Source organism: Thiothrix fructosivorans, assembly GCF_017349355.1.
Taxonomy (GTDB): domain Bacteria; phylum Pseudomonadota; class Gammaproteobacteria; order Thiotrichales; family Thiotrichaceae; genus Thiothrix; species Thiothrix fructosivorans.
In genome coordinates this window covers 842,414-862,140 of record NZ_JAFMPM010000008.1, presented here as the reverse complement: position 1 = coordinate 862,140, position 19,727 = coordinate 842,414, and the positions used below count along the sequence as shown (strand labels likewise).

The following is a 19,727-nucleotide window of genomic DNA, read 5'->3' as shown; positions in this document are numbered from 1 at the left end:
GATCGTCATGTATATCGCTTATTTACCACCGAGAATAGCCGAAACTTTATGCGCATCGTCTTCCGTATCCACACCTGCTCCCGGTATTTCTATTGCAATATCAACATGGATACGATAACCGTGCGACAACGCTCGCAATTGCTCCAGTTTTTCCAACTGTTCCGGTAACGACGGCTGTAGGCTGGCAAAAGCTTTGAGAAAACCCGCCCGATACGCATACATACCGATATGCCGCAGCGCATATTGCGCCAATGCCACACCAGCATCACGCTGAAATGGCAACGGCGCACGGCTAAAGTACAAGGCTAAACCTTGCTCATCACGCACAACTTTGACGATATTGGGATTATGAAAATCGTCCAGATGCGTAATAGGTGTCGCTAACGTTGCCATACTGGCTTGCGGATTGTGCGCCAAATTACGCGCTAATTGATGCAAATTAGCGACAGGTGTGAGCGGTTCATCGCCCTGCAAATTCACCACGATGGTGTCATCACTCCAACCTTGTTGCTGCACGACTTCGGCTAAGCGATCACTGCCCGTTTCGTGCGTTGTTGAGGTCATGACCACTTGCGCCCCGAAACTTTCGCAAACACGTTGAATACGCACATCATCCGTCGCCACCAACACCGTGGCAAACCCCGCCGCGATAGCACGCTCGTGGACATGCTGAATCAGCGGTTTACCCGCCAAGTCACGCAAGGGTTTACCGGGCAAGCGCGACGACGCATACCGCGCTGGAATCACCAATACCGTGTTCATGCCTGCAATGCCTCGACTTCTTCTTGCGTCAAAGTACGTGCTTCTTCTTCCAGCATGACCGGAATACCGTCACGAATCGGGTATGCCAAACGTGCCGCTTTCGACACCAATTCTTGCTTCGCCTTATCGTAAATCAGCGCACCTTTAGTGACGGGGCAAGCGAGAATTTCCAGTAATTTCTTATCCATGAGGCAATCCTTGTAAACGAGTGAGTAGGGTTTGTGCGAAATCTTCGCTCAGCACCGCCTCAATAGGCAGATACCACGCGTGTTGCACAGCAAACTGACGGCATTTTACCGCATCTTTTTCGGTCATGAGGATGGGATGTGCGTCGTCAAAGCATAATTCTGCGCCAGTGAAGGCGTGATGATCCGGGTAAAGGTGGGGAATGACCTGCAAACCCGCTTGTTCCAGTGTACTGATGAAACGTTGCGGGTTGCCAATGCCCGTCACCACATGCACCGTGATGCCTGCCCATGCGGATAACGGTTGCGTCTCTGCCGTGGCTAAATTCACCAGTGTATCGCCACGCATTTGCATGGTTTCACCGTTGATCACCACAAAATCACAGGACTTTAGGCGAGAAACCGGTTCACGTAAGGGGCCGGCGGGCAAGCACCAACCGTTGCCGAAGCGACGTTGCCCATCGACCACACAGATTTCCACATCACGCCCCATGCGGTAATGCTGCAAACCATCGTCGGCAATAATGATGTCGCAAGCGTGTTGTTGCAGCAGCGCGGTAATCGCTTGATTGCGGTCTTTACCGACACTCAGAGGGACGTTGGTGCGTTGTACGATGAGCCGAGGTTCGTCACCGATGTCATCCGGGGTATTCTTATACCCCCGGCTCACCACCCCCGGCTGGAAACCCGCTGCACGCAAGCGTTCTACCAACCAAATCACCAACGGCGTTTTCCCCGTCCCCCCCACCGAAATATTGCCAACGACAATAATCGGCACAAGGTGTTTCACTTGCTGGCGTTTATGTTGCCAACGCCGTAATGCCGCTAAAATACAAAACAGCCCTGTCAGCGGCGCTAGCAGGTATTTGCCTAGCCGATCATCCCCATACCAAACATTCAGCAACCAACGTTCAAGTTTCATCGTGGAATTGCAGCGCATGTAGCCGTGCGTATTGCCCTTGTAACGCCAGCAATTCGCTGTGCTTGCCGGATTCAATAATCACGCCATCCTGCATGACCAAAATACGGTCAGCATTTTCGATGGTAGAAAGGCGGTGCGCAATCATGAACGTGGTGCGATTGCTCAACAAATTATCCAGTGCCGATTGAATATGGCGTTCGGATTCGGTATCCAATGCCGAAGTGGCTTCATCCAGAATCAAAATCGGCGCATTTGACAAAATCGCCCGCGCAATCGAGAGGCGTTGACGTTGCCCACCGGAAAGCATCACGCCATTATCCCCGATCAAGGTATCAAAACCGTGCGGTAGTTTTTCAATGAATTCCAGCGCATGAGCGGCTTGGGCGGCAGCACGAACATGTTCATCCGACACGCTGCGCATCTCGCCGTAAGCAATATTATTACGCACACTGTCGTTAAACAGCACAATGTCCTGCCCGACGTAAGCAATGTGGCTACGCAAATTGTGCAAACGCAGGTCTTGCAATGGCACACCATCCAGCAAAATCTCGCCACTATGTATGTCATGGAAGCGCGGCAATAAATTCACCAAAGTGGTTTTGCCGCTGCCTGATTTACCGACCAGCGCAATCTTTTCACCGGGCTGCACGGTCAGATTGATATGGCTTAATACCGGCTTGTCAGTAGCGGGGTACACAAACGATACATCGCGGAACGTCACCGCGCCATGGCAGGGAGTCAAGGTTTGTGTGCCGTGATCAGGTTCAGTTGGGCTATCCAGTAATTCAAAAATCCCCTCACCGGCAGCAATCGCGGTTTGCAATTGTGCGTTCAATTGGGTGAGGTTGCGGATCGGGGTAAGCAGCAAAATCATCGACATAATGAACGACATGAACATGCCGGGGGATAGCGTTTCTACACGCGTGGCCACAAAAACCATTGCCGCCAATGCCACCGCCACCATGAATTGTACCAGCGGCGTACTCAGCAATTCTGTCACCATGCGCTTCATTTGCAGCTCAATATTGCGTTCATTGGCGCTATTGAAACGTTGCGCTTCGTACTGTTCGCCATTGAAAATGCGCACGACCTTGTAGCCACGGATCATTTCATTGGCAATCTGGGTGACATCACCGACCGAGTCTTGCACCTTATGGCTTAAATGGCGTAAGCGGCGCGTGGCATACACCACAATCACGGCAATCAGCGGCACAATCACCAACATGCCGATGGTTAATTGCCAGCTTTTCCACAACATCATCCCCAACATACCGACGATGATCATGGAATCCTGCACTAAGGTGGTAATGCCGCGAATGCTAGCGTTAGATACCTGCTCAATGTGATGGCTGACATACGACAGTAACTTGCCCGATTGCGACGCTTCAAAAAAGCGCACAGGCATCCGCAGCATGTGCCCAAAGACCTGATCCCGTAAGGTTTTCGTGACTTCGCGCCCAATCAAGCCAATGTAGTAGCCCGACAAAAACATCGCCAAACCACGCGCCAAAAATAATGCCAGAATACCAACGGGCAGCCATGCAATCGTGGTCGGATCGCGCTGCAAAATCGCCTTATCCAGCAATGGCTCTAAGCCCCAGGCAAATAAGGGCTGGGTCGCAGCGCTGATCACCAACCCCACCACAGCCAGTGCTAAATATTGCCAATAACCCAGCGCATAACCAACCAATCGTCGATAAACTTGCCAGCCTGTAGTGCGCGGTGTGGTCATCCTAGTCCTGTGGTTTGCGTGCCGATTGCGAGGTCGCCATCGAGAAGTTGGTCAAGCCTAGCCGTCCAGCAATATCCATTGCGGTCACGACGGCTTGATAATTGACACCCGCATCAGCGGAAATCACCAGCGGCGGCGTATTGTTGCCCATCTCCTCCAAGGTCATGCTCATGGCTTGGAACAGCGTTTCCGGCTGGTTGTTCAATACTTCACGTCCGTTGATATAATAACGCCCCTGCCCATCAATCAGCAATTCCAGCTTATCTTCCGCAGAAGCGGCTGCTGTATTGCTAGCCGTAGGCAACTCAATCTTGAGTTCGGCGTTCTTATCGAACGTGGTGGTCACCATGAAAAAAATCAGCAGCATGAATACCACGTCGATCAACGAAGTCAGGTCAACGGTACTTTCACGACGTTCCTTGGCACGGAATTTCATACCGATTTACCTCCGCGCCCTGCTGCCGCCGCCGCGCGTTGTTGCGCAATAGCGGCAGCAGCCGCAGCACTGGCGGGCGTTGTCCCAGCAGGTGCAGCCGCAGCAGGGCGTGGTGTCGCAGCAGCGACAGGGCTAGGCGTGGTTTTGCGGCTAGAATTGGCAATTTCGATCAAACGCAAGGCTTCGCGTTCCATGACTGACACAAAGCCATCGACTTTGGCTTTAAAATAACGCTCAAACACCAAGGTCGTAATCGCAATCAGCAAACCCGCCACCGTGGTAATCAAGGCTTCAGAAATACCGCCAGCCATTTGCTGTGGATTGCCAACACCCGCCGTATTAATGGCGCTGAACACGCCAATCATACCAAGCACTGTACCCAACAGCCCCATCATCGGTGCAATGGTAATAATCGTGCCCAATGCAGGCAAATAGCGCTCTAATTCTTGCACGACGTGCCGACCCGCTTCCTCGACGTTTTCTTTCATGATATGGCGCGGGAGTTCGCGGCTTTCCAAACCTGTCGCTAACACGCGACCTAGCAACGAGCCATTGCGTAATTCATCGACTTGAGCCTCGGCTAACTTGCTGATGCCAGCCAACTTACGGGCGCGTTCAATGTCGCTCGCGGGGACAACTTTACTCACGCGCAAGGCGAGGAAGCGTTCAATGATAATCGCTAATGCAATCACGGAACTCAGAAGCAGGGGGAACATCATGATCCCGCCAGACTGGATTAATTCAAACATCTCTATTCATGCCTCATTTTTATATGATTTAGCCGACACGGGTATAGTAAGTTATTTCCGTACACGAATAAATCCAGAAAACAACAACTGCCGACACGGAACAGCCTGTTATCATGCAGAAAAATGCTGCACCCGACCTGAATAATTCAGGTCAGCGCTTAAATACTCAATGCTTAAACAAATGCGGCGCTTTCGCCTTGGCGACAGCCCAACCCGAACGCCCCGGTTTCCCCATGCGTAATGGCGTTACCGGCTCTGCAACAGAAGCAGTGGACACGGCGTGTTGCTTACCATTGGAGACATAAGCTGCCGGTAACACCATTGCGCCACCACTCAAACCGTTGTACACCGATAATACTTTGCGCACATATTGCTGCGTTTCCGCATACGGTGGGATACCTTTATACTTATCGACTGCCCCTTCCCCCGCATTGTAGGCCGCAATCGACTTGTACAAATCGCCATTATAACGCTTCATCAGCCAGCTCAAGTAACGCGTGCCGCCGTGGATGTTTTGGCTGGTATTGAAAGAATCCGCCACCCCGAACCGCTCGGCAGTCGCGGGGATCAATTGCATCAAGCCTTGCGCCCCCATCGGTGACACGGCTTGCGCGTTGTAGCACGATTCAATGGCAATCACCGCCTTCACAATATCAGCGCTAACCCCATACTTTTCAGAATATTTTTGGATGGATTCCGCGTGCGCGGCGGCATTTTTGTTAACCACGCCCGCATTCATGCTACAGCCAGACGCATGAACCGATTGGAACGCCGTAACGCCCAGTAATGTAATAAAAATAGCGCTTTTCAAGCCTGTCATTCATTTTCCCCAAATCAAACCAGCACTTAGTATATTAGTACGAACTTATCTTTCAAGTTTACCCTATTAGGGATAGTTAATCCCAAAAAGTTCCGCCGACGGCTGGCAAACGGCATTCTAGTGGGAACGCGCCACAGAATGAAGTGATGGGTATCACGTATCTTGCTATAGTTCGCCCAACCTTATCGACTGCATGGTACTCTGCGTGGCACTAATAAAAAAATTTGTTCAGCTTATTATTTCCAGCGTTTTCTGTCTCTTATCTACCACACTGTCGGCACACGCGGCGCATTTACCCATCGGCATGAATACCAATGAAGTCATGCAGGTCGATGCCAGCGTACCCTTCGTCAACCTGTTCAAAATGGCACTGCCGTTTGCAGAAGCGGATGCTAACCTAACCCACGGCAGCATTGCTTACGATGCCGACGGCTGGCCGCAAAATTTGCACGGCGGACAAGCAGGTACTAACTTATTGCACTGGCTACCGGCGGGGACATTGCCCGATGGTCAATACACCGTGCTATACGACGGCGAAGGCGAACTGGTCTACCAAGACGATGCCAAACTCATCACGCACACGGCTGGCAAAGACATTATCCAAATTGCGGCGGGTGCTGACCAATTCTTTAAAGTAGTGCTTCTCATCAAACAATCTAACCCTGAGAATCACTTGCGCAATATTCGCGTATTGTTGCCGGGTGGCATTTGCGCCCACGACCCGTTTCAGCGCGTCAATAGCGCCAGCCAATGCGACGGCGACTATCAGGATTTTGCGACGCATTATGACAGCATTCTGTTTAACCCTGATTACCTCAACTTCATGCGCGACTTCAAAACGCTGCGCTTCATGAATATGTCGGGCATTACTCGCAACCCTGTGAGTACGTAATTGATCACATCCCCACCCCTTGCGGTAAAGCGGGCAGGGCAAAGCCAGCGCGGGCAGCGGTAATAACACTGGCAAGATAAGCCAAGGCAGACTGTCCACGTTTGCGGCAAGTACCGATGATGCTGGCCAGCATGGCAAACGCACGGCTCCCCGTAGCACTCTTTGTGCCATGGTTGGTTTTGCGCAGGATCACCCAATGGCGCAACGCCCGCTCAGCCTCATTATTGGTCAAGGGAAGCCACGGGTGGTCAAGGATTCGGAAAATGGCATCCCAATCATTGATGAACTCTTTCGCCAGTGCCGCCGTCTTGTCATGGGCAGATACGGCATGGATCAAGCATAATGCCCTGAATTCCAGGAGTTTTGCCTGATGGCGTTGACGGATCACGTCGGTTTGCGTCCCCACCGTGCCGCCTGCTGCCCGCCAAGCGTAAATGTCGTCCTGTAATACCCTCAGCCAAGCGAGGGTGAAGTTGCCAAACGTCCGCCCGTCTTTGTCCAGTGATTCTGCCAGCCCACGGGCTTTGCGGATCAGGTGCGCCCAGCAACGCAAGCGTTTGGGGTGGTGGCGGTAAGCGGCATAGCCATCACTCATCAGCCAGCCCCCAAAGTGGGGGCTAATCACGTTGTCGAGCATTTCAATGGTGCGCTGCCCTACGTAGAAACAAACGCTGAGGGTGGTGACGAATGTCCATAGCCACAGGGCTTCGCCACGCTCTTTCCAAGAGGTTTCATCAATATACAGCACCCCGCCGTCAGCGGTGGCTTCTGCCAACAGCCCTTCCACCAAGGCATCTTCCAATGGAGAAGCACTCGCGGCTGCTTCCTCAAAACATTGCTGCAACACCCCGACACTTAGGGGAATGCCCAACACCTCCCGCAACAGTTCTTGTGTGCCACGCAGTGACAAGCGTGAGCGCAGCCGTAGGTGGACAATAAGTGCCGCCAGATTGCCCCCAATCAGCCGCCACTCGCCCACATCAACCTCCGGGTATAACGGGTCGGGAGCTTGGCGATGCGGGATATGGCGGCTCACATGACCGCAGGTGCATACGCTATCGTGAAGGTGGTGGCGGGTGGTGATGACGGTCAGTCCGGGGTTCCCATCCGTGCCAAACTGGATGTCCACACTGTCATAGGCGGTATAAATACGGGAGACAGCCGCATCCAGGGACCTGCCACAGGCTTCACATCGGCTGGGGTAATGGTGTTCGTCTGCATTGATGGGCGGATGCCATACCCGACCATAACCCGGTGCGCCGGGTTGTTTACCCGCTTTGCGTTTGGCTGGTTGGGCTGGCTTTGTGCCCGCCACAGCTTCTGGTTCCGGGGTTGGCTTTCCTCTGGCTGCACCCACCCCTTCTGTTTCGGGCAAAGCCACCGTTTTGGGTGACGTTTCCCACGGGAAACCGCTGCTGGGTGGTTTGGAGGAGTTGTTGGAGTTTTGGTTGATCTGTTCCCGCGCTTCTTTCAGGTCATGCAACAACTTGGTCGACAGGTGCAGCAGTTCCTCCGGCGTGAGCTTGGCAAGGTACTGGCTGTTAAGCTGTTTGAGGCTGTGGTCTTTCAGTTGTTGGGTCATCGGGGGAGTGTCGCAAATTTAGTGCGTTTGGGTAAGGGGGGACTGTTCAGTTACGTGAGTACGTGGGAACAATTGCCGCGTGTATCACAAGCAACGTGGGCAGGCAAAGAAGGCGTGCGCGGCGCACCGTTGGAAGTCATGGTTGCCTTAGCTAATCGCCTCAATGCTGACGCGTGGTTTACGCTGCCTCACGCGGCGGATGACAATCTGGTGCGGCAATACGCCGACTATGTGCGCCAACACCTGCGCCCCCACTTGAAAGCCTACGTCGAATACACCAACGAAGCGTGGAATCCAGCCTTCACCCAAGCGCATTACACCAAGCAAATGGGGCTACAACAAAAGCTCGATACTGATCCGCCGCAAGCCGGTCACAAGTTTTACGTCAAACGTTCCTTGGAAGTGTTTCGCATTTGGGAACAAGTCTTCGGCAATGCCAACCGACTGGTGCGCGTCCTCAGCGGCTGGTCAGCTAACCCCAGACTGAGCACCATCTTGCTGGAGTATAACAATGCTGCCGAGCACATCGATGCGTTTGCGATTGCACCGTATTTTTATGTCCACGAACGCCAGCAAGCGGAAGTGCGCAGCACCGAAGATGTCTTCAAGCTGTTAAAAGATGACCGCAACGCGTATGCCATCCAAAACGTGCTGACAATGGTGCAAAAGCAGGCGGATCTTGCCAAACAATACGGCGTGAAATTGATTGCATATGAAGGTGGGCAACATTTGGTGGATCGTAAATCGCGTTCCATTCGCGAGTTCCCCAATCCGCAATACGTTGGCGCAAACCGGGCACAGCCAATGGAAGCCATGTACATCGAGTTTCTAGAGGGCTGGCAAAAGATTACGGGGAATAGCCTGTTTGTGGCGTTTTCAGCACCGCGCACCTATCAGGCTTACGGCAGTTGGGGGGTGAAAGAGCATATTAATCAAGCAGCAGAAGCAGCACCCAAGTATCGGGCGCTGCTCCAGATGTTGCGTTAGATGTCGCGCAACAGTTCGTTGATACCCACTTTGCTGCGGGTTTTCGCGTCAACTTTCTTGACGATCACCGCGCAATATAAGCTGTACTTGCCATCGCTGGATGGCAGGTTGCCGGACACCACCACCGAACCCGCCGGAATACGCCCATAGGTGACTTCGCCGGTTTCACGGTCATAAATGCGCGTGCTTTGACCGATGTAAACGCCCATTGAAATCACCGCGCCCTCTTCCACGATCACGCCTTCGACCACTTCAGAACGTGCGCCGATGAAGCAGTTGTCTTCAATAATGGTTGGCCCCGCTTGCAATGGCTCTAACACACCGCCGATGCCTACGCCGCCGGACAAATGCACGTTCTTACCAATTTGTGCGCAAGAACCCACGGTTGCCCACGTATCCACCATCGTGCCGCTATCCACATACGCGCCGATATTGACGTAAGACGGCATCAGCACACAGCCCGGAGCAATATACGCACCACGGCGTGCAATCGCATTCGGCACAACGCGCACACCACCAGCGGCAAATTCATCCGCACTCATGCCCGCAAATTTGGACGGCACTTTGTCGTAGTAATTAGTACAACCGCCATCCATCACTTCGTTTTCATTCAAACGGAACGATAGCAGCACCGCTTTTTTCAGCCACTGGTTTACTTCCCAGTTGCCCACGCCGTGTTGGGTGGCAATGCGCAATTTACCGGCATTCAGCAGTTCCAACGCCTCGTTCACCGCATCGCGGGTTTGCGCTTCAGCATTGCGCGGGTTGATGTCGGCACGGCGCTCGAAGGCTTCTTCGATAATGCTTTGCAGTTGGCTTACGTCTGACATTCTTTTCTCCAAATTTATAGGGTTTCAACGACGCGCCGGATACGTTCCGCCGCTTCAATACATTCATTCAACGGGGCAACCAGTGCCAAACGAATCCGGTTTGCACCGGGGTTCATCCCGTCGGCTTCCCGCGACAAATAGCTGCCGGGGACAACATTCACATGAGCGCGAGCAAACAATTCGCGGGTAAACACGGTGTCATCCACCGGCGTTTTTGGCCACAGGTAAAAACCGGCGGGGGGCAAGGTCACGTCCAGCACGGGTGCGAGTATATCCATCACTGCGGCGAATTTCTGCCGATACAACACCCGATTTTCCAATACATGCGCCTCATCCGCCCACGCTGCCACGCTTGCCGCTTGGAACGGGGGTGGCATTGCACAACCGTGGTAGGTGCGAAACAGCAAAAACTGTTGGAGAATTGCCGCATCCCCCGCCACGAAGCCGGAACGCATCCCCGGTGCATTGGAGCGTTTCGACAAGCTATGAAAGACCACGCAACGTTTCCACGCAGTATTCCCCATTGCGGCAGCGGCTTGCAATAAGCCCGGTGGGGGGTTAGCTTCGTCGGCGTAGAGTTCGGAATAACATTCGTCGGAGGCGACGATAAAATCATGCTCTTCCGCCAGTTTCAGCACCTGTTGCAAGGTTGCCAGCGGCATCACCGCACCCGTGGGATTGCCGGGGCTGCACAGGTAGAGCAACTGGCAACGCTGCCAGGTCGCAGCAGGCACAGCGGCAAAATCGGGGATGAAGCCATTCTCTACCGTGCAATTCAAGAACACGGGTTCAGCGCCCGCTAAAAATGCCGCGCCTTCGTAAATCTGGTAAAACGGGTTAGGCATGACAACAGCGGCATCGGCAGTACGATCTACTACCGCTTGTGCAAACGCAAACAAGGCTTCACGTGTGCCGTTGACGGGGATGACGTGTTGCTCGGCATCGACCGCGCCTTCAGGGAGCTGAAAACGCCGCGTCAACCACGTCGCAATGGCTTCACGTAACGCTGCAATGCCTTTGGTCAGTGGGTAATTCGCCAAGCCGCCCATATTCGCAGTAATCGCGGCGTGAATAAACGCGGGAGTCGGGTGTTTCGGCTCACCCATTGCCAACGATACAGCGGGCAAATCGGCAGGGCTAACACCTTGCAGCAAGGTGCGAATGCGTTCAAACGGGTAGGCTTGCAAGCGAGCGAGATCAGGATTCATGACGGGCGGCTATCCCAAATGTTAGCTAAAACGCCGCAGTATACCGGAAAAGGCTTTATGCTAAACTGAAAACCACGTCAATCTCAGGATCAACACACAGCATGGACACCACCGCACTGCAAGCCATCATCGACCGGGGCGAAGACGGGCAACATCAGTTCAAGTCCGACGTAACCAACATCAACGCCTTGGCTGCTGAAATGGTGGCATTCAGCAACGGGATTGGTGGCATGATCCTGATCGGTGTCAAAGATGATGGCTCATTTGCAGGCTTAACCCGTGAAGACATCGGACGCTTGAACCAACTGATTGCGAATGCAGCCTCGCAATCCGTGCGCCCTCCTATCAATCCGCAAACTGAAAATGTTGCCACGACAGGTGGCTTGGTGATGGTCATTCAAATCCCCCAAGGCATCAGCAAACCTTACATGGATAACAACGGTTTGATCTGGATAAAAAGCGGCGCAGACAAACGCAAAGTCACTGCCCGCGAAGAAATCCAACGGATGTACCAAGCGGCTGGTTTGTTGCATGGCGATGAAATCCCCGCCAAAGGCTTGACGGTCAAGGATTTGGATAAAGATTATTTCGCCTCTTTCCTGCAAAAACACTTAAACACTGTCGTCGATGAACTAGAAATCCCCCTGCCTACCCTGCTGGAAAACATGAACCTGATGCGGGATGGCGTGTTTAATGTGGCGGGCGCATTGCTCTTTGTGCGTAACCCCAGTTTTCACTTGCCCACCTTCATCATCAAAGCCATTGCCTTTCCCGGCACAGACTTAAATGCCACGACTTACTTGGACAGTCAGGATATGAGTGGCAAAATGTTGGATGTGTTCCAGCAAGCCATCGGTTTCGTCATGCGTAACCTGCATCATGTACAAGCAGGGCAAAGCGTCAATTCCTTGGGTGAGTTGGAAATTCCCCGCATTGTGTTTGAAGAACTGATTACGAACGCACTGCTGCATCGGGATTATTTTGTCTCTGCCACCATCCGCCTGTTTATTTTTAAAGATCGGATAGAAATTATCAGTCCGGGGCATTTACCCAACAATTTGACCATCACCAAAATCAAACTGGGTAATTCCAATATCCGTAACCCGATTTTGGTGTCGTTTGCCAGCCGCATGTTGCCTTATCGGGGCTTAGGCAGCGGCATTGTACGCGCCTTAAGTGCCTACCCCGATATTGAGTTTGTCGATGATCGTGACAACAATTTGTTTAAAGCAATTATCCAGCGACCACCCTTTCCTCCTCTAAGCTAGTCGAGACGACCATGAAAAAAGCAGTCATTCTTCTCAGTGGCGGACTCGATTCCACCACCGTCCTCGCCATTGCCAAAGCGCAAGGCTATGAACCCTACGCGCTCTCGTTCCGCTACGGGCAACGCCACAGCGTCGAACTCGCCTCCGCGCAACGGGTGGCGGCGGCGATGCAGGTCAAGGAACACGTCATTGCTGATATTAACCTGCGTGCTTTTGGCGGGTCGGCGTTGACGGCTGATATTGATGTTCCCAAAGGGCGCGACACCGCCGCGATGGAAACCGACATTCCGATCACCTACGTCCCCGCCCGCAATACGATTTTCCTGTCGTTCGCGCTGGGCTGGGCGGAAGTGCTGCACGCTAACCATATCTTCGTGGGGGTTAATGCGCTCGATTATTCTGGCTACCCCGATTGCCGCCCAGAATTCATCAGCGCGTTTGAGACGATGGCAAACCTTGCGACCAAAAGCGGGGTTGAGGGCAATAAACTCAGCATCCACGCGCCGCTGCTGGAGATGAGCAAGGCTGACATTATCATCAAGGGCATGGCGCTAGGCGTAGACTACAGTCTCACCAGCAGTTGCTATGACCCCAGTGATGACGGCAAACCGTGTGGGCAATGCGACTCTTGCCTGCTCCGCGCCAAGGGCTTTGCTGAGGCGGGCGTGGCTGACCCGTTATTGCTGCGCTATGATCAAACTTAAGGTAGCAACCAGAGCGATACCATCATGCTGGCAGTAAAAAATACTCCCGAAAATTCCGGGTACATCACCGAACAGGCGTATCTGGAAGGAGAGAAAACCGCTGAATTCCGCCATGAATACGTGGACGGACAGATATATGCGATGGCGGGTACAAGTCGGCGACATAACCGTATTGCCTTGAATATCGTTAGACATTTACCGTTACAGCGGCAAGATGGCACACCGTGCGATGTCTATAGTTCTGACGTAAAAGTGCGAGCAAGTAAGCGCAAATCTTTTTATTACCCCGATGTAGTGCTGACTTGCACCCCTGATAATGCAGATGCCTATTATGTGGAACAGCCGTGTTTGATTGTCGAGGTAACATCCAAATCCACGGATTGGAAAGACCGCAGCGAAAAATTGCTAGCGTATCAAGCCTTAGAGTCCTTGCAGGCTTATCTGATCGTTGCGCAAGACAAGCCCCACGTCACCTTTTATTACCGCCAAGCCGATGACGGCACATGGTGGGTCGCCGCGTTTGAAGACTTGGATCAGGAAATCACCCTGCCCTGCCTTGACACACCCTTAGCACTCGCCGACATTTACGCAGGCGTAGACTTCACGCAACCCGCCGAACCCGATAGGTAGCAACCGGAACAACACCATGCGGGCAATAAAAAATACCGCTGAAAATCCCACTTACATAACTGAACAGAAATATCTGGAAGGGGAAAAACTCGCGGAAATACGCCATGAGTATGTGGATGGTGTGGTGTATGCGATGGCGGGTACTTCGCTGCGGCATAACGATATTGCTTTGAATATTGCGTTTGCGTTGCGCTTAGCCACAAAAAATACACACTGCTATTTGCACATGTTGACTGTCAAAGTTCGGATAAGCAAACGTAAGATATTTTATTACCCGGATGTGATCGTTAGTTGTGAGCAGGATGAAGCCGATGAATATTATCTGGAAAAACCGTGTCTGATCGTGGAAGTCACCTCCAAATCCACGGAGTGGAAGGATTTCACCGAAAAGCTGATCGCTTACCAAAAGCTGGCATCGTTGCAGGTTTACCTGATCGTGGCGCAAGATCAGCCACAAGTGACGCTATTTTACCGTGATGCAGAAGGCGCTTGGGATGTGGCACGGTTTGATTCATTGGAACAAACGATTACGCTGCCTTGCCCCGAAGCCACCCTGACCCTCGCGGACATCTACGAAGGCGTTGATTTCACCCAACCCGCTGAGACGGATGCGTAACGCCAGCTAGAATGCGCCAATGGCTTTCTTGAGGCGGATGTCCGCGTGATTGGGTCAGCGCATTATTAAGTGGGTATTTTTCGTCAGCTTATGGTAGAGTTTCGGGCAATTCGTCAAATACTGACGACAACTGCCATACCAATCATAAAAACACGCAACCGACCCTATGCTGGTTTTAACGTGGCAGGGCGGTAGCGTGTCAGCGATGCATATGGTGCTTTGGAAGACAGCGACGACAATCCCAAAATACACCATCGGCAAATGAAAACTCGGTTTCTTGAAAATCCGCAACTCATTGATAATAAAATGGTCGTGAAAAATATCAAAACCGAGAACTCAACTGCCGATGGTATACACCATCGTTATGACCACAAAACCAAGGAACACAAATAATAAAAATGAATATCAAAGACACAATTGAATCTTTATATCTGAGCAATACAAACTACCTCGACCCTAGCCAAGCAATAAATCAAGCAGAATCACTAAAATCACTCTCGACTGATTTATATACAGACTCAAAGCGTTTTGTTTATGAATTATTACAAAATGCAGATGATTCTGCTATTGAAGAGGAAAATGTAGATGTTATTATTAAACTTTGTAATGACACTTTAGTTCTTGCACATACAGGCAAGCCATTTAGTCCTAGAGATGTTAAAGGTCTTTGTAGCATTAACAATGGTACAAAAAAATCTGATACAACAAAAACAGGCTTTAAAGGCATAGGATTTAAATCTGTTTTTGGTCAATCAAATAAAGTTACAATATTTAGTAGCAATGAGTATTTTAAATTTGATGCTGGACATAATTTTGGATGGAAAGAGAAATGGAAAGAAGAATATAGTGAAAATCAAGAACAATGGGAGAAAGATAATGATAGAGAATTCTTATACCCATGGCAAATTATTCCAATTTATATTAATTTAGAGAATAGCGACTTAGATTACGACATACAAATATTTCTATCTGGTGGAAATTGGAATGTCGCAACCATTATAAAAGTTTTAAAACCAGATGAAATAGAAAAAGCCATTAAAGAGTTGTCATTAAATGTTAATATGTTCTTATTTCTAAAAAAAATAAATTCTATTAAATTTGAAATCAATGAAATTGCAACAATTATTAATATAGATAGGAATGAAAATAAATTAGTATTAAAAAAAGATACTGAAATATTAGCCAAATGGCTTATAAATAATATAACCTTATCTGTACCTGAAAAATTAAAAACCATATTGCAATTTGATACTAATATTCCTAAAAAATTAAAGAACGCGAATAACATAGAAATAACTTTGGCTATTAAAAAAGAAAATAATAGCTTAAAAAGATTATCCCGAAATGAAAATTTATTGTATGCCTACTTGCCTACAGATGAGAAAAGATATTCTTTACCTATTTTGGTGAATAGTACTTTTTTAACATCAGCAAACAGGGAATCTTTGCATACTGATTCAAAATGGAATCAGTGGCTATTTAAATCCATCAGCATCAAACTATTCGAATGGATAGCGACGTTAGTAAAAGGAGAATATTCCAGTCAAGCTTATAATTTAATTCCTATAAAATTAAATTACAATGACGATTTAAGTGATGCTTATGATGCAGGAATTGATGAAGCAATTCAAACCGTAGCATTTATTTTATCAAAAGAAAATACATTATTAAAAGTTGATGAAGCCATAATGGACGAGACTTTTTTATCAGAAAAACCATTTATAGGCCGTGAAATAATAAAAACTTTCATTAAGCATAAAATTGGTGGAGAAAACAAGATAATTAAATCACCTTTTATTACTCCTGATTATAAACTCAAAGAAATCGGGGTGGCAAGTTTTTCATGGAGTGATATACCTACCTTTCTTAGTTTTAATAATTTTAAATCCGAGCATACAGTTGAAAAAAATATTCAGCTTATAGAGTATTTTAAAAATAAATCTGAAATTACCAACTCTTCTTTTCCTAAAGATAAATTGACAAGTTGGGCTTTTTTATATGATCATAAAAACAAATTAAATTATCCTAACAATATTTACTTTCCAACACCTGATGATAAAACATGGAATAATCCTGATAGTGAACTCTCATTTCTTCACGCAAAAATACAATCCTCACTAATCGACAAACAACCTATAAGAGCTTGGTTAGAAAAGCTAGGAGTGATAGAAAAAACTGATATTTCCTTTTTACTAAAAACCATTATACCAAATGCGTCTACTTATATAACAAACAAAAATGCTATAGAGACAATACAAACCATATATAATTTATATAAGAAAGAGAACATCAATAGTTATCTTGAACAACTAAATAAACTTCGGATTTTAACAACCAAAGGTACTTTACTTCCTTTATCAGAGTGCTATTTTTCAGATAATTACAATCCAAAACTTAAACTTGAAACAGTTTTAAGTGATAATATTTTTTTAAGCGAAGATTACTTACTTTTAGATAATGACAAAGATGAAGTTAGGCTATTTTTTAAGAAAATGGGTATTCAAGAATCAATAGATCCCATTGTTATTAATGAAAAAAAGAATAAAGCCATTCTGATTAAAGAGTATGACTTTAGGAAAGAATATTTTGAAGAACCAGATAAGAAATTTCAACCATATCACACTATTTTTACTGCCGATGAATATAAAAATAACATATATATTAAACATATCTTTAATTTATCAAATTTAGAATTTTCTAAATTATTTTGGGGTTATATAATTAATGACACTTCTCTTTTAAAACTTTCTCAAACAGCTCAGGCATATTGGGGAAATCCACAATATCCAGGAAGAAATACTGGTAATAGTGTTGAAAACTATCCTAAATGGTATATAAAAAACAATCCATGTATACCCACAACAAAAGGAATCTGTGAAAAATCTAAAGATGTATTTTTAAATACAGATGATATAAAAGTTATTGCAGGAAAATATCTTGCTGTTTTTGATGGAGCAGAGTTAAATCAAGATTGGAAATTATTCTTTCAATTTAAAACTCAATTATTATTAGATGACTATTTAGAAATTTTGACGAAAATTACGGACGATAAAAATGATGATGGAAAAATAAAAAACAATAATAAAAAAATAGTTCAATTAATTTTTAAAGCTCTTTTAGACTTATCTACTCACTGGGGAACGGATGAAAAAAATATAGTAAGTTCTTGGGCTTCACTATCATATTTATCTGATGAAGATGATAATATTATTTCATGTAGTGAACTGAAATATTATGCAGATGGAAATAACTCTGTTTTTCAAAAGATGCATCATTTTATTGCGCTAAATGAAGAGAATAAATCTCATCCAAATATTGAAGCTCTTTTAGCTTCTTTAGGAGTTGAAATATTAAGACAGAGTAGTTTTAGTATAGCAATTGAGGGAGAAAGAATAGAATCTGATTTGAAATGCAAATTAGAAAATATTTTTCATTTTCTAAAAAAATGGATTAAAAAACTTGACGATACATTTAATAGTGCAATTTTAGAGGAAAAAATTTCTTTCCTTCATATAGATGAAGTCTCAAAACTTTTATTATCTTATGATGGGATTATTTTAAAATCTGTCAAAACTCATTTAGAAGAAAACAGATTACTTGTAACCACACCTTGGAGTTCAAATACATCAATGCTAGAACTTCCAAAGGTTTTATGTGGGTATTTAGACATCAAAGGTTACGAAGATAAACTAGGATTTTTACTAAAAGCTGATAATGAATTTGAAATAATAGAATATTTTGAAAATGAAGAAATTGAATTGCCTACAAATTCTATGCCTAAAGAAAAAGAAGAAGTCTTTTCTAAAAAAGAAGCTATAGCCACTTTAGATACAACAGAAAATGACTTTAATGAGATAAAGAAGATCTCAGACAACTATTATCATACATCTGAATCATCTATAGAAAAAATGCAATATATTCAAGGATTATTGCAACGGTCAAAAGAAAGAGTTTTGAAACACCTTAATAGCTTAGATACATATAATTGTGATAATGTAGACAATAGTGCAATAACTGTACTTTCAGGTATTTTGAAAAATGGTAAAGATATTTATATAATTCCAAGACCCTCTGATAATGGAAAGGTTGTTATTCACTACCCATCAGAATTAGACACATTGGAATACTCAGAATCTGAATTATGGTATGAAGATGGAATATCAACACCTAGAAAATTAACTTTTGGAAAAATACTTAGAGATACAAAAATCAATCAAATACCGATAATTAAAAATGAGAAAGAAAAAATAATTGATATTATTAATAATCCTAAAAATGAAGAGGTAGCCTGTGAAGCCATTTTACCATCTTCTTTGAAAATAGCACAAATTATGGCATCACTAGCAAATACCAATGGTGGTTATTTAATAATTGGATATTCTGAAGAATCTGGAATAGTAGGAATAAATAGTGATTTTAATGTTGCGGAATTAACTCAAAAATCCATTAAGTATTCAACTTATTTTGAAATCTTTGAATTTAAAACAATAAAAATAAACGAAAAAATACTTATAGCTATTCAGGTGGAGAAATCAACTAAAGATATACTAATTGAGAATAAAAAATATATTCGTATAGGTTCAATAATCGAAGAGGAAAAAGAAAGCAATAATAAGCCACTAATTATCACAGAAGGTAAAACTGATTGGAAACACTTAAAGAAAGCATTAGAACGATTTCAAAAAGATGGACTTTATAGCGACCTGGATATTCATTTTAAAGAATATGAAGATATGAATATGGGAGATGGAGAACTAGATAGAATGGTTCAAACTTATTGTAAAACTGAACAACCAAAAAAATATATTTTTATATTTGACAGAGATAATAACACTTATATAAAAAAATATGCACAAAATGAATTTAATGATCATGGGAATAATGTATATTCTTTTTGCATCCCAAAAATAAGTGATGAACTAGATAGAATTTGCATTGAATTCTATTACAAAGAAGAAGACTTGACAACAGAAGATAAGAATGGGAAAAAGATATTTATAGGAAAAAACTTTCTCCCTAATGGAAATAGCAAATGTGGCAAATATATAACTCCAAAAAGAAATACTAGCGAACTTGATATTTTAGATAGAGATAAGGAAGTCTATTTAAGAGATGATATTGAATGGAAAAACAACATTGCCATTTCTAAGAATGATTTCACAAGTAACGTTGTAAATGATGCAGAGAAATTTAATAGTTTTGATATTGAAAATTTCAAGTTAATATTTAATGTAATTATTAGAATAATTGATATAAAAATAGAATAAATTTATTTTTGACAAATTTTCACAAACCACCCACATATAGGAGTCGCGCCTCTTCCGCTGAGATCGGATTTATTAACACACACCGAAAACATAGCGCAACGCCCCCGCCTACGCCATAATTCCCGCTTGATTCCCAG

General features: G+C 46.2%; 17 protein-coding genes. 7 read left to right on the top strand and 10 right to left on the bottom strand.

The window, feature by feature from the left end; all coding sequences use genetic code 11:
* Positions 1-18: 18 nt before the first annotated feature.
* From kdsB to J1836_RS18435, 7 genes are all read right to left on the bottom strand, one after another.
* A complete protein-coding gene (gene kdsB, locus J1836_RS18465) occupies positions 19-762 on the bottom strand; it encodes a 3-deoxy-manno-octulosonate cytidylyltransferase (RefSeq protein WP_207252570.1) in 744 nt (247 codons plus the stop codon).
* Complete coding sequence (locus J1836_RS18460; protein ID WP_207252569.1) at positions 759-950, bottom strand: Trm112 family protein; 192 nt, start codon at positions 948-950, stop codon at positions 759-761. Before J1836_RS18460 ends, kdsB begins: the two co-directional genes overlap by 4 nt.
* Positions 943-1,869 (bottom strand): tetraacyldisaccharide 4'-kinase, encoded by a 927-nt coding sequence (lpxK, locus tag J1836_RS18455; protein ID WP_207252568.1) that lies wholly within the window; start codon positions 1,867-1,869, stop codon positions 943-945. The genes J1836_RS18460 and lpxK overlap by 8 nt, the downstream gene beginning before the upstream one ends.
* Complete coding sequence (gene msbA, locus J1836_RS18450; protein WP_207252567.1) at positions 1,859-3,601, bottom strand: lipid A export permease/ATP-binding protein MsbA; 1,743 nt, start codon at positions 3,599-3,601, stop codon at positions 1,859-1,861. Before msbA ends, lpxK begins: the two co-directional genes overlap by 11 nt.
* 1 nt (position 3,602) lies before the next feature.
* On the bottom strand, positions 3,603-4,037 hold the full coding sequence (locus J1836_RS18445) for an ExbD/TolR family protein (RefSeq protein WP_207252566.1): 435 nt from the start codon (positions 4,035-4,037) through the stop codon (positions 3,603-3,605).
* The gene (locus J1836_RS18440) at positions 4,034-4,786 is read right to left on the bottom strand and encodes a MotA/TolQ/ExbB proton channel family protein (protein ID WP_207252565.1); all 753 of its coding nucleotides are present in this window, start codon (positions 4,784-4,786) and stop codon (positions 4,034-4,036) included. The genes J1836_RS18445 and J1836_RS18440 overlap by 4 nt, the downstream gene beginning before the upstream one ends.
* A 166-nt stretch (positions 4,787-4,952) precedes the next feature.
* Positions 4,953-5,606, bottom strand: coding sequence for a lytic transglycosylase domain-containing protein (locus tag J1836_RS18435; RefSeq protein ID WP_207252564.1), 654 nt, complete (start codon positions 5,604-5,606; stop codon positions 4,953-4,955).
* 205 nt (positions 5,607-5,811) lie between these two features.
* On the opposite strand from J1836_RS18435, the gene J1836_RS18430 reads away from it, so the two are divergent.
* Positions 5,812-6,498 (top strand): hypothetical protein, encoded by a 687-nt coding sequence (locus J1836_RS18430; protein WP_207252563.1) that lies wholly within the window; start codon positions 5,812-5,814, stop codon positions 6,496-6,498.
* A 4-nt stretch (positions 6,499-6,502) separates the two neighbouring features.
* Here the strand turns inward: J1836_RS18430 and tnpC are convergent, their stop codons facing one another.
* Complete coding sequence (gene tnpC, locus J1836_RS18425; RefSeq protein WP_242632653.1) at positions 6,503-8,080, bottom strand: IS66 family transposase; 1,578 nt, start codon at positions 8,078-8,080, stop codon at positions 6,503-6,505.
* 27 nt (positions 8,081-8,107) lie between these two features.
* Here tnpC and J1836_RS18420 point away from each other — a divergent pair, with 27 nt between their 5' ends.
* Complete coding sequence (locus J1836_RS18420) at positions 8,108-9,067, top strand: hypothetical protein (RefSeq protein ID WP_207252562.1); 960 nt, start codon at positions 8,108-8,110, stop codon at positions 9,065-9,067.
* Here J1836_RS18420 and dapD read toward each other — a convergent pair.
* Together dapD and dapC are read right to left on the bottom strand one after the other, a co-directional pair.
* Complete coding sequence (gene dapD / locus J1836_RS18415) at positions 9,064-9,897, bottom strand: 2,3,4,5-tetrahydropyridine-2,6-dicarboxylate N-succinyltransferase (protein ID WP_207252561.1); 834 nt, start codon at positions 9,895-9,897, stop codon at positions 9,064-9,066. The genes J1836_RS18420 and dapD overlap by 4 nt on opposite strands.
* Before the next feature lie 14 nt (positions 9,898-9,911).
* A complete protein-coding gene (gene dapC, locus J1836_RS18410; protein WP_207252560.1) occupies positions 9,912-11,105 on the bottom strand; it encodes a succinyldiaminopimelate transaminase in 1,194 nt (397 codons plus the stop codon).
* A 101-nt stretch (positions 11,106-11,206) separates the two neighbouring features.
* On the opposite strand from dapC, the gene J1836_RS18405 reads away from it, so the two are divergent.
* The 5 genes from J1836_RS18405 to J1836_RS18385 all read left to right on the top strand — a co-directional run bounded on the left by J1836_RS18405 (position 11,207) and on the right by J1836_RS18385 (position 19,590).
* Entirely contained in the window at positions 11,207-12,373 is a 1,167-nt protein-coding gene (locus J1836_RS18405) for an RNA/DNA-binding domain-containing protein (protein WP_207252559.1), read from the top strand.
* Positions 12,374-12,384: 11 nt separating this feature from the next.
* The gene (gene queC, locus J1836_RS18400; RefSeq protein ID WP_207252558.1) at positions 12,385-13,077 is read left to right on the top strand and encodes a 7-cyano-7-deazaguanine synthase QueC; all 693 of its coding nucleotides are present in this window, start codon (positions 12,385-12,387) and stop codon (positions 13,075-13,077) included.
* Between the two features lie 24 nt (positions 13,078-13,101).
* Positions 13,102-13,707: a Uma2 family endonuclease gene (locus J1836_RS18395; protein ID WP_207252557.1), complete on the top strand. Its 606-nt coding sequence runs from the start codon at positions 13,102-13,104 to the stop codon at positions 13,705-13,707.
* A 16-nt stretch (positions 13,708-13,723) separates the two neighbouring features.
* Positions 13,724-14,323 carry a Uma2 family endonuclease gene (locus J1836_RS18390; RefSeq protein WP_207252556.1) on the top strand — a complete coding sequence of 200 codons (600 nt, stop codon included), beginning with the start codon at positions 13,724-13,726 and terminating at the stop codon, positions 14,321-14,323.
* Positions 14,324-14,721: 398 nt separating this feature from the next.
* On the top strand, positions 14,722-19,590 hold the full coding sequence (locus tag J1836_RS18385) for an AlbA family DNA-binding domain-containing protein (protein WP_207252555.1): 4,869 nt from the start codon (positions 14,722-14,724) through the stop codon (positions 19,588-19,590).
* Positions 19,591-19,727: the final 137 nt, after the last annotated feature.

Bases quoted from the DNA above. Each gene is read 5' to 3' on its own strand.
- J1836_RS18395 (WP_207252557.1), top strand. From the start codon at position 13,102: ATGCTGGCAGTAAAAAATACTCCCGAAAATTCCGGGTACATCACCGAA.
- J1836_RS18405 (WP_207252559.1), top strand. From the start codon at position 11,207: ATGGACACCACCGCACTGCAAGCCATCATCGACCGGGGCGAAGACGGG.
- queC (WP_207252558.1), top strand. From the start codon at position 12,385: ATGAAAAAAGCAGTCATTCTTCTCAGTGGCGGACTCGATTCCACCACC.
- J1836_RS18445 (WP_207252566.1), bottom strand. From the start codon at position 4,037: ATGAAATTCCGTGCCAAGGAACGTCGTGAAAGTACCGTTGACCTGACT.
- J1836_RS18390 (WP_207252556.1), top strand. From the start codon at position 13,724: ATGCGGGCAATAAAAAATACCGCTGAAAATCCCACTTACATAACTGAA.
- lpxK (WP_207252568.1), bottom strand. From the start codon at position 1,869: ATGAAACTTGAACGTTGGTTGCTGAATGTTTGGTATGGGGATGATCGG.
- J1836_RS18435 (WP_207252564.1), bottom strand. From the start codon at position 5,606: ATGACAGGCTTGAAAAGCGCTATTTTTATTACATTACTGGGCGTTACG.
- kdsB (WP_207252570.1), bottom strand. From the start codon at position 762: ATGAACACGGTATTGGTGATTCCAGCGCGGTATGCGTCGTCGCGCTTG.
- J1836_RS18385 (WP_207252555.1), top strand. From the start codon at position 14,722: ATGAATATCAAAGACACAATTGAATCTTTATATCTGAGCAATACAAAC.
- tnpC (WP_242632653.1), bottom strand. From the start codon at position 8,080: ATGACCCAACAACTGAAAGACCACAGCCTCAAACAGCTTAACAGCCAG.
- J1836_RS18440 (WP_207252565.1), bottom strand. From the start codon at position 4,786: ATGTTTGAATTAATCCAGTCTGGCGGGATCATGATGTTCCCCCTGCTT.
- msbA (WP_207252567.1), bottom strand. From the start codon at position 3,601: ATGACCACACCGCGCACTACAGGCTGGCAAGTTTATCGACGATTGGTT.
- J1836_RS18460 (WP_207252569.1), bottom strand. From the start codon at position 950: ATGGATAAGAAATTACTGGAAATTCTCGCTTGCCCCGTCACTAAAGGT.
- dapC (WP_207252560.1), bottom strand. From the start codon at position 11,105: ATGAATCCTGATCTCGCTCGCTTGCAAGCCTACCCGTTTGAACGCATT.
- dapD (WP_207252561.1), bottom strand. From the start codon at position 9,897: ATGTCAGACGTAAGCCAACTGCAAAGCATTATCGAAGAAGCCTTCGAG.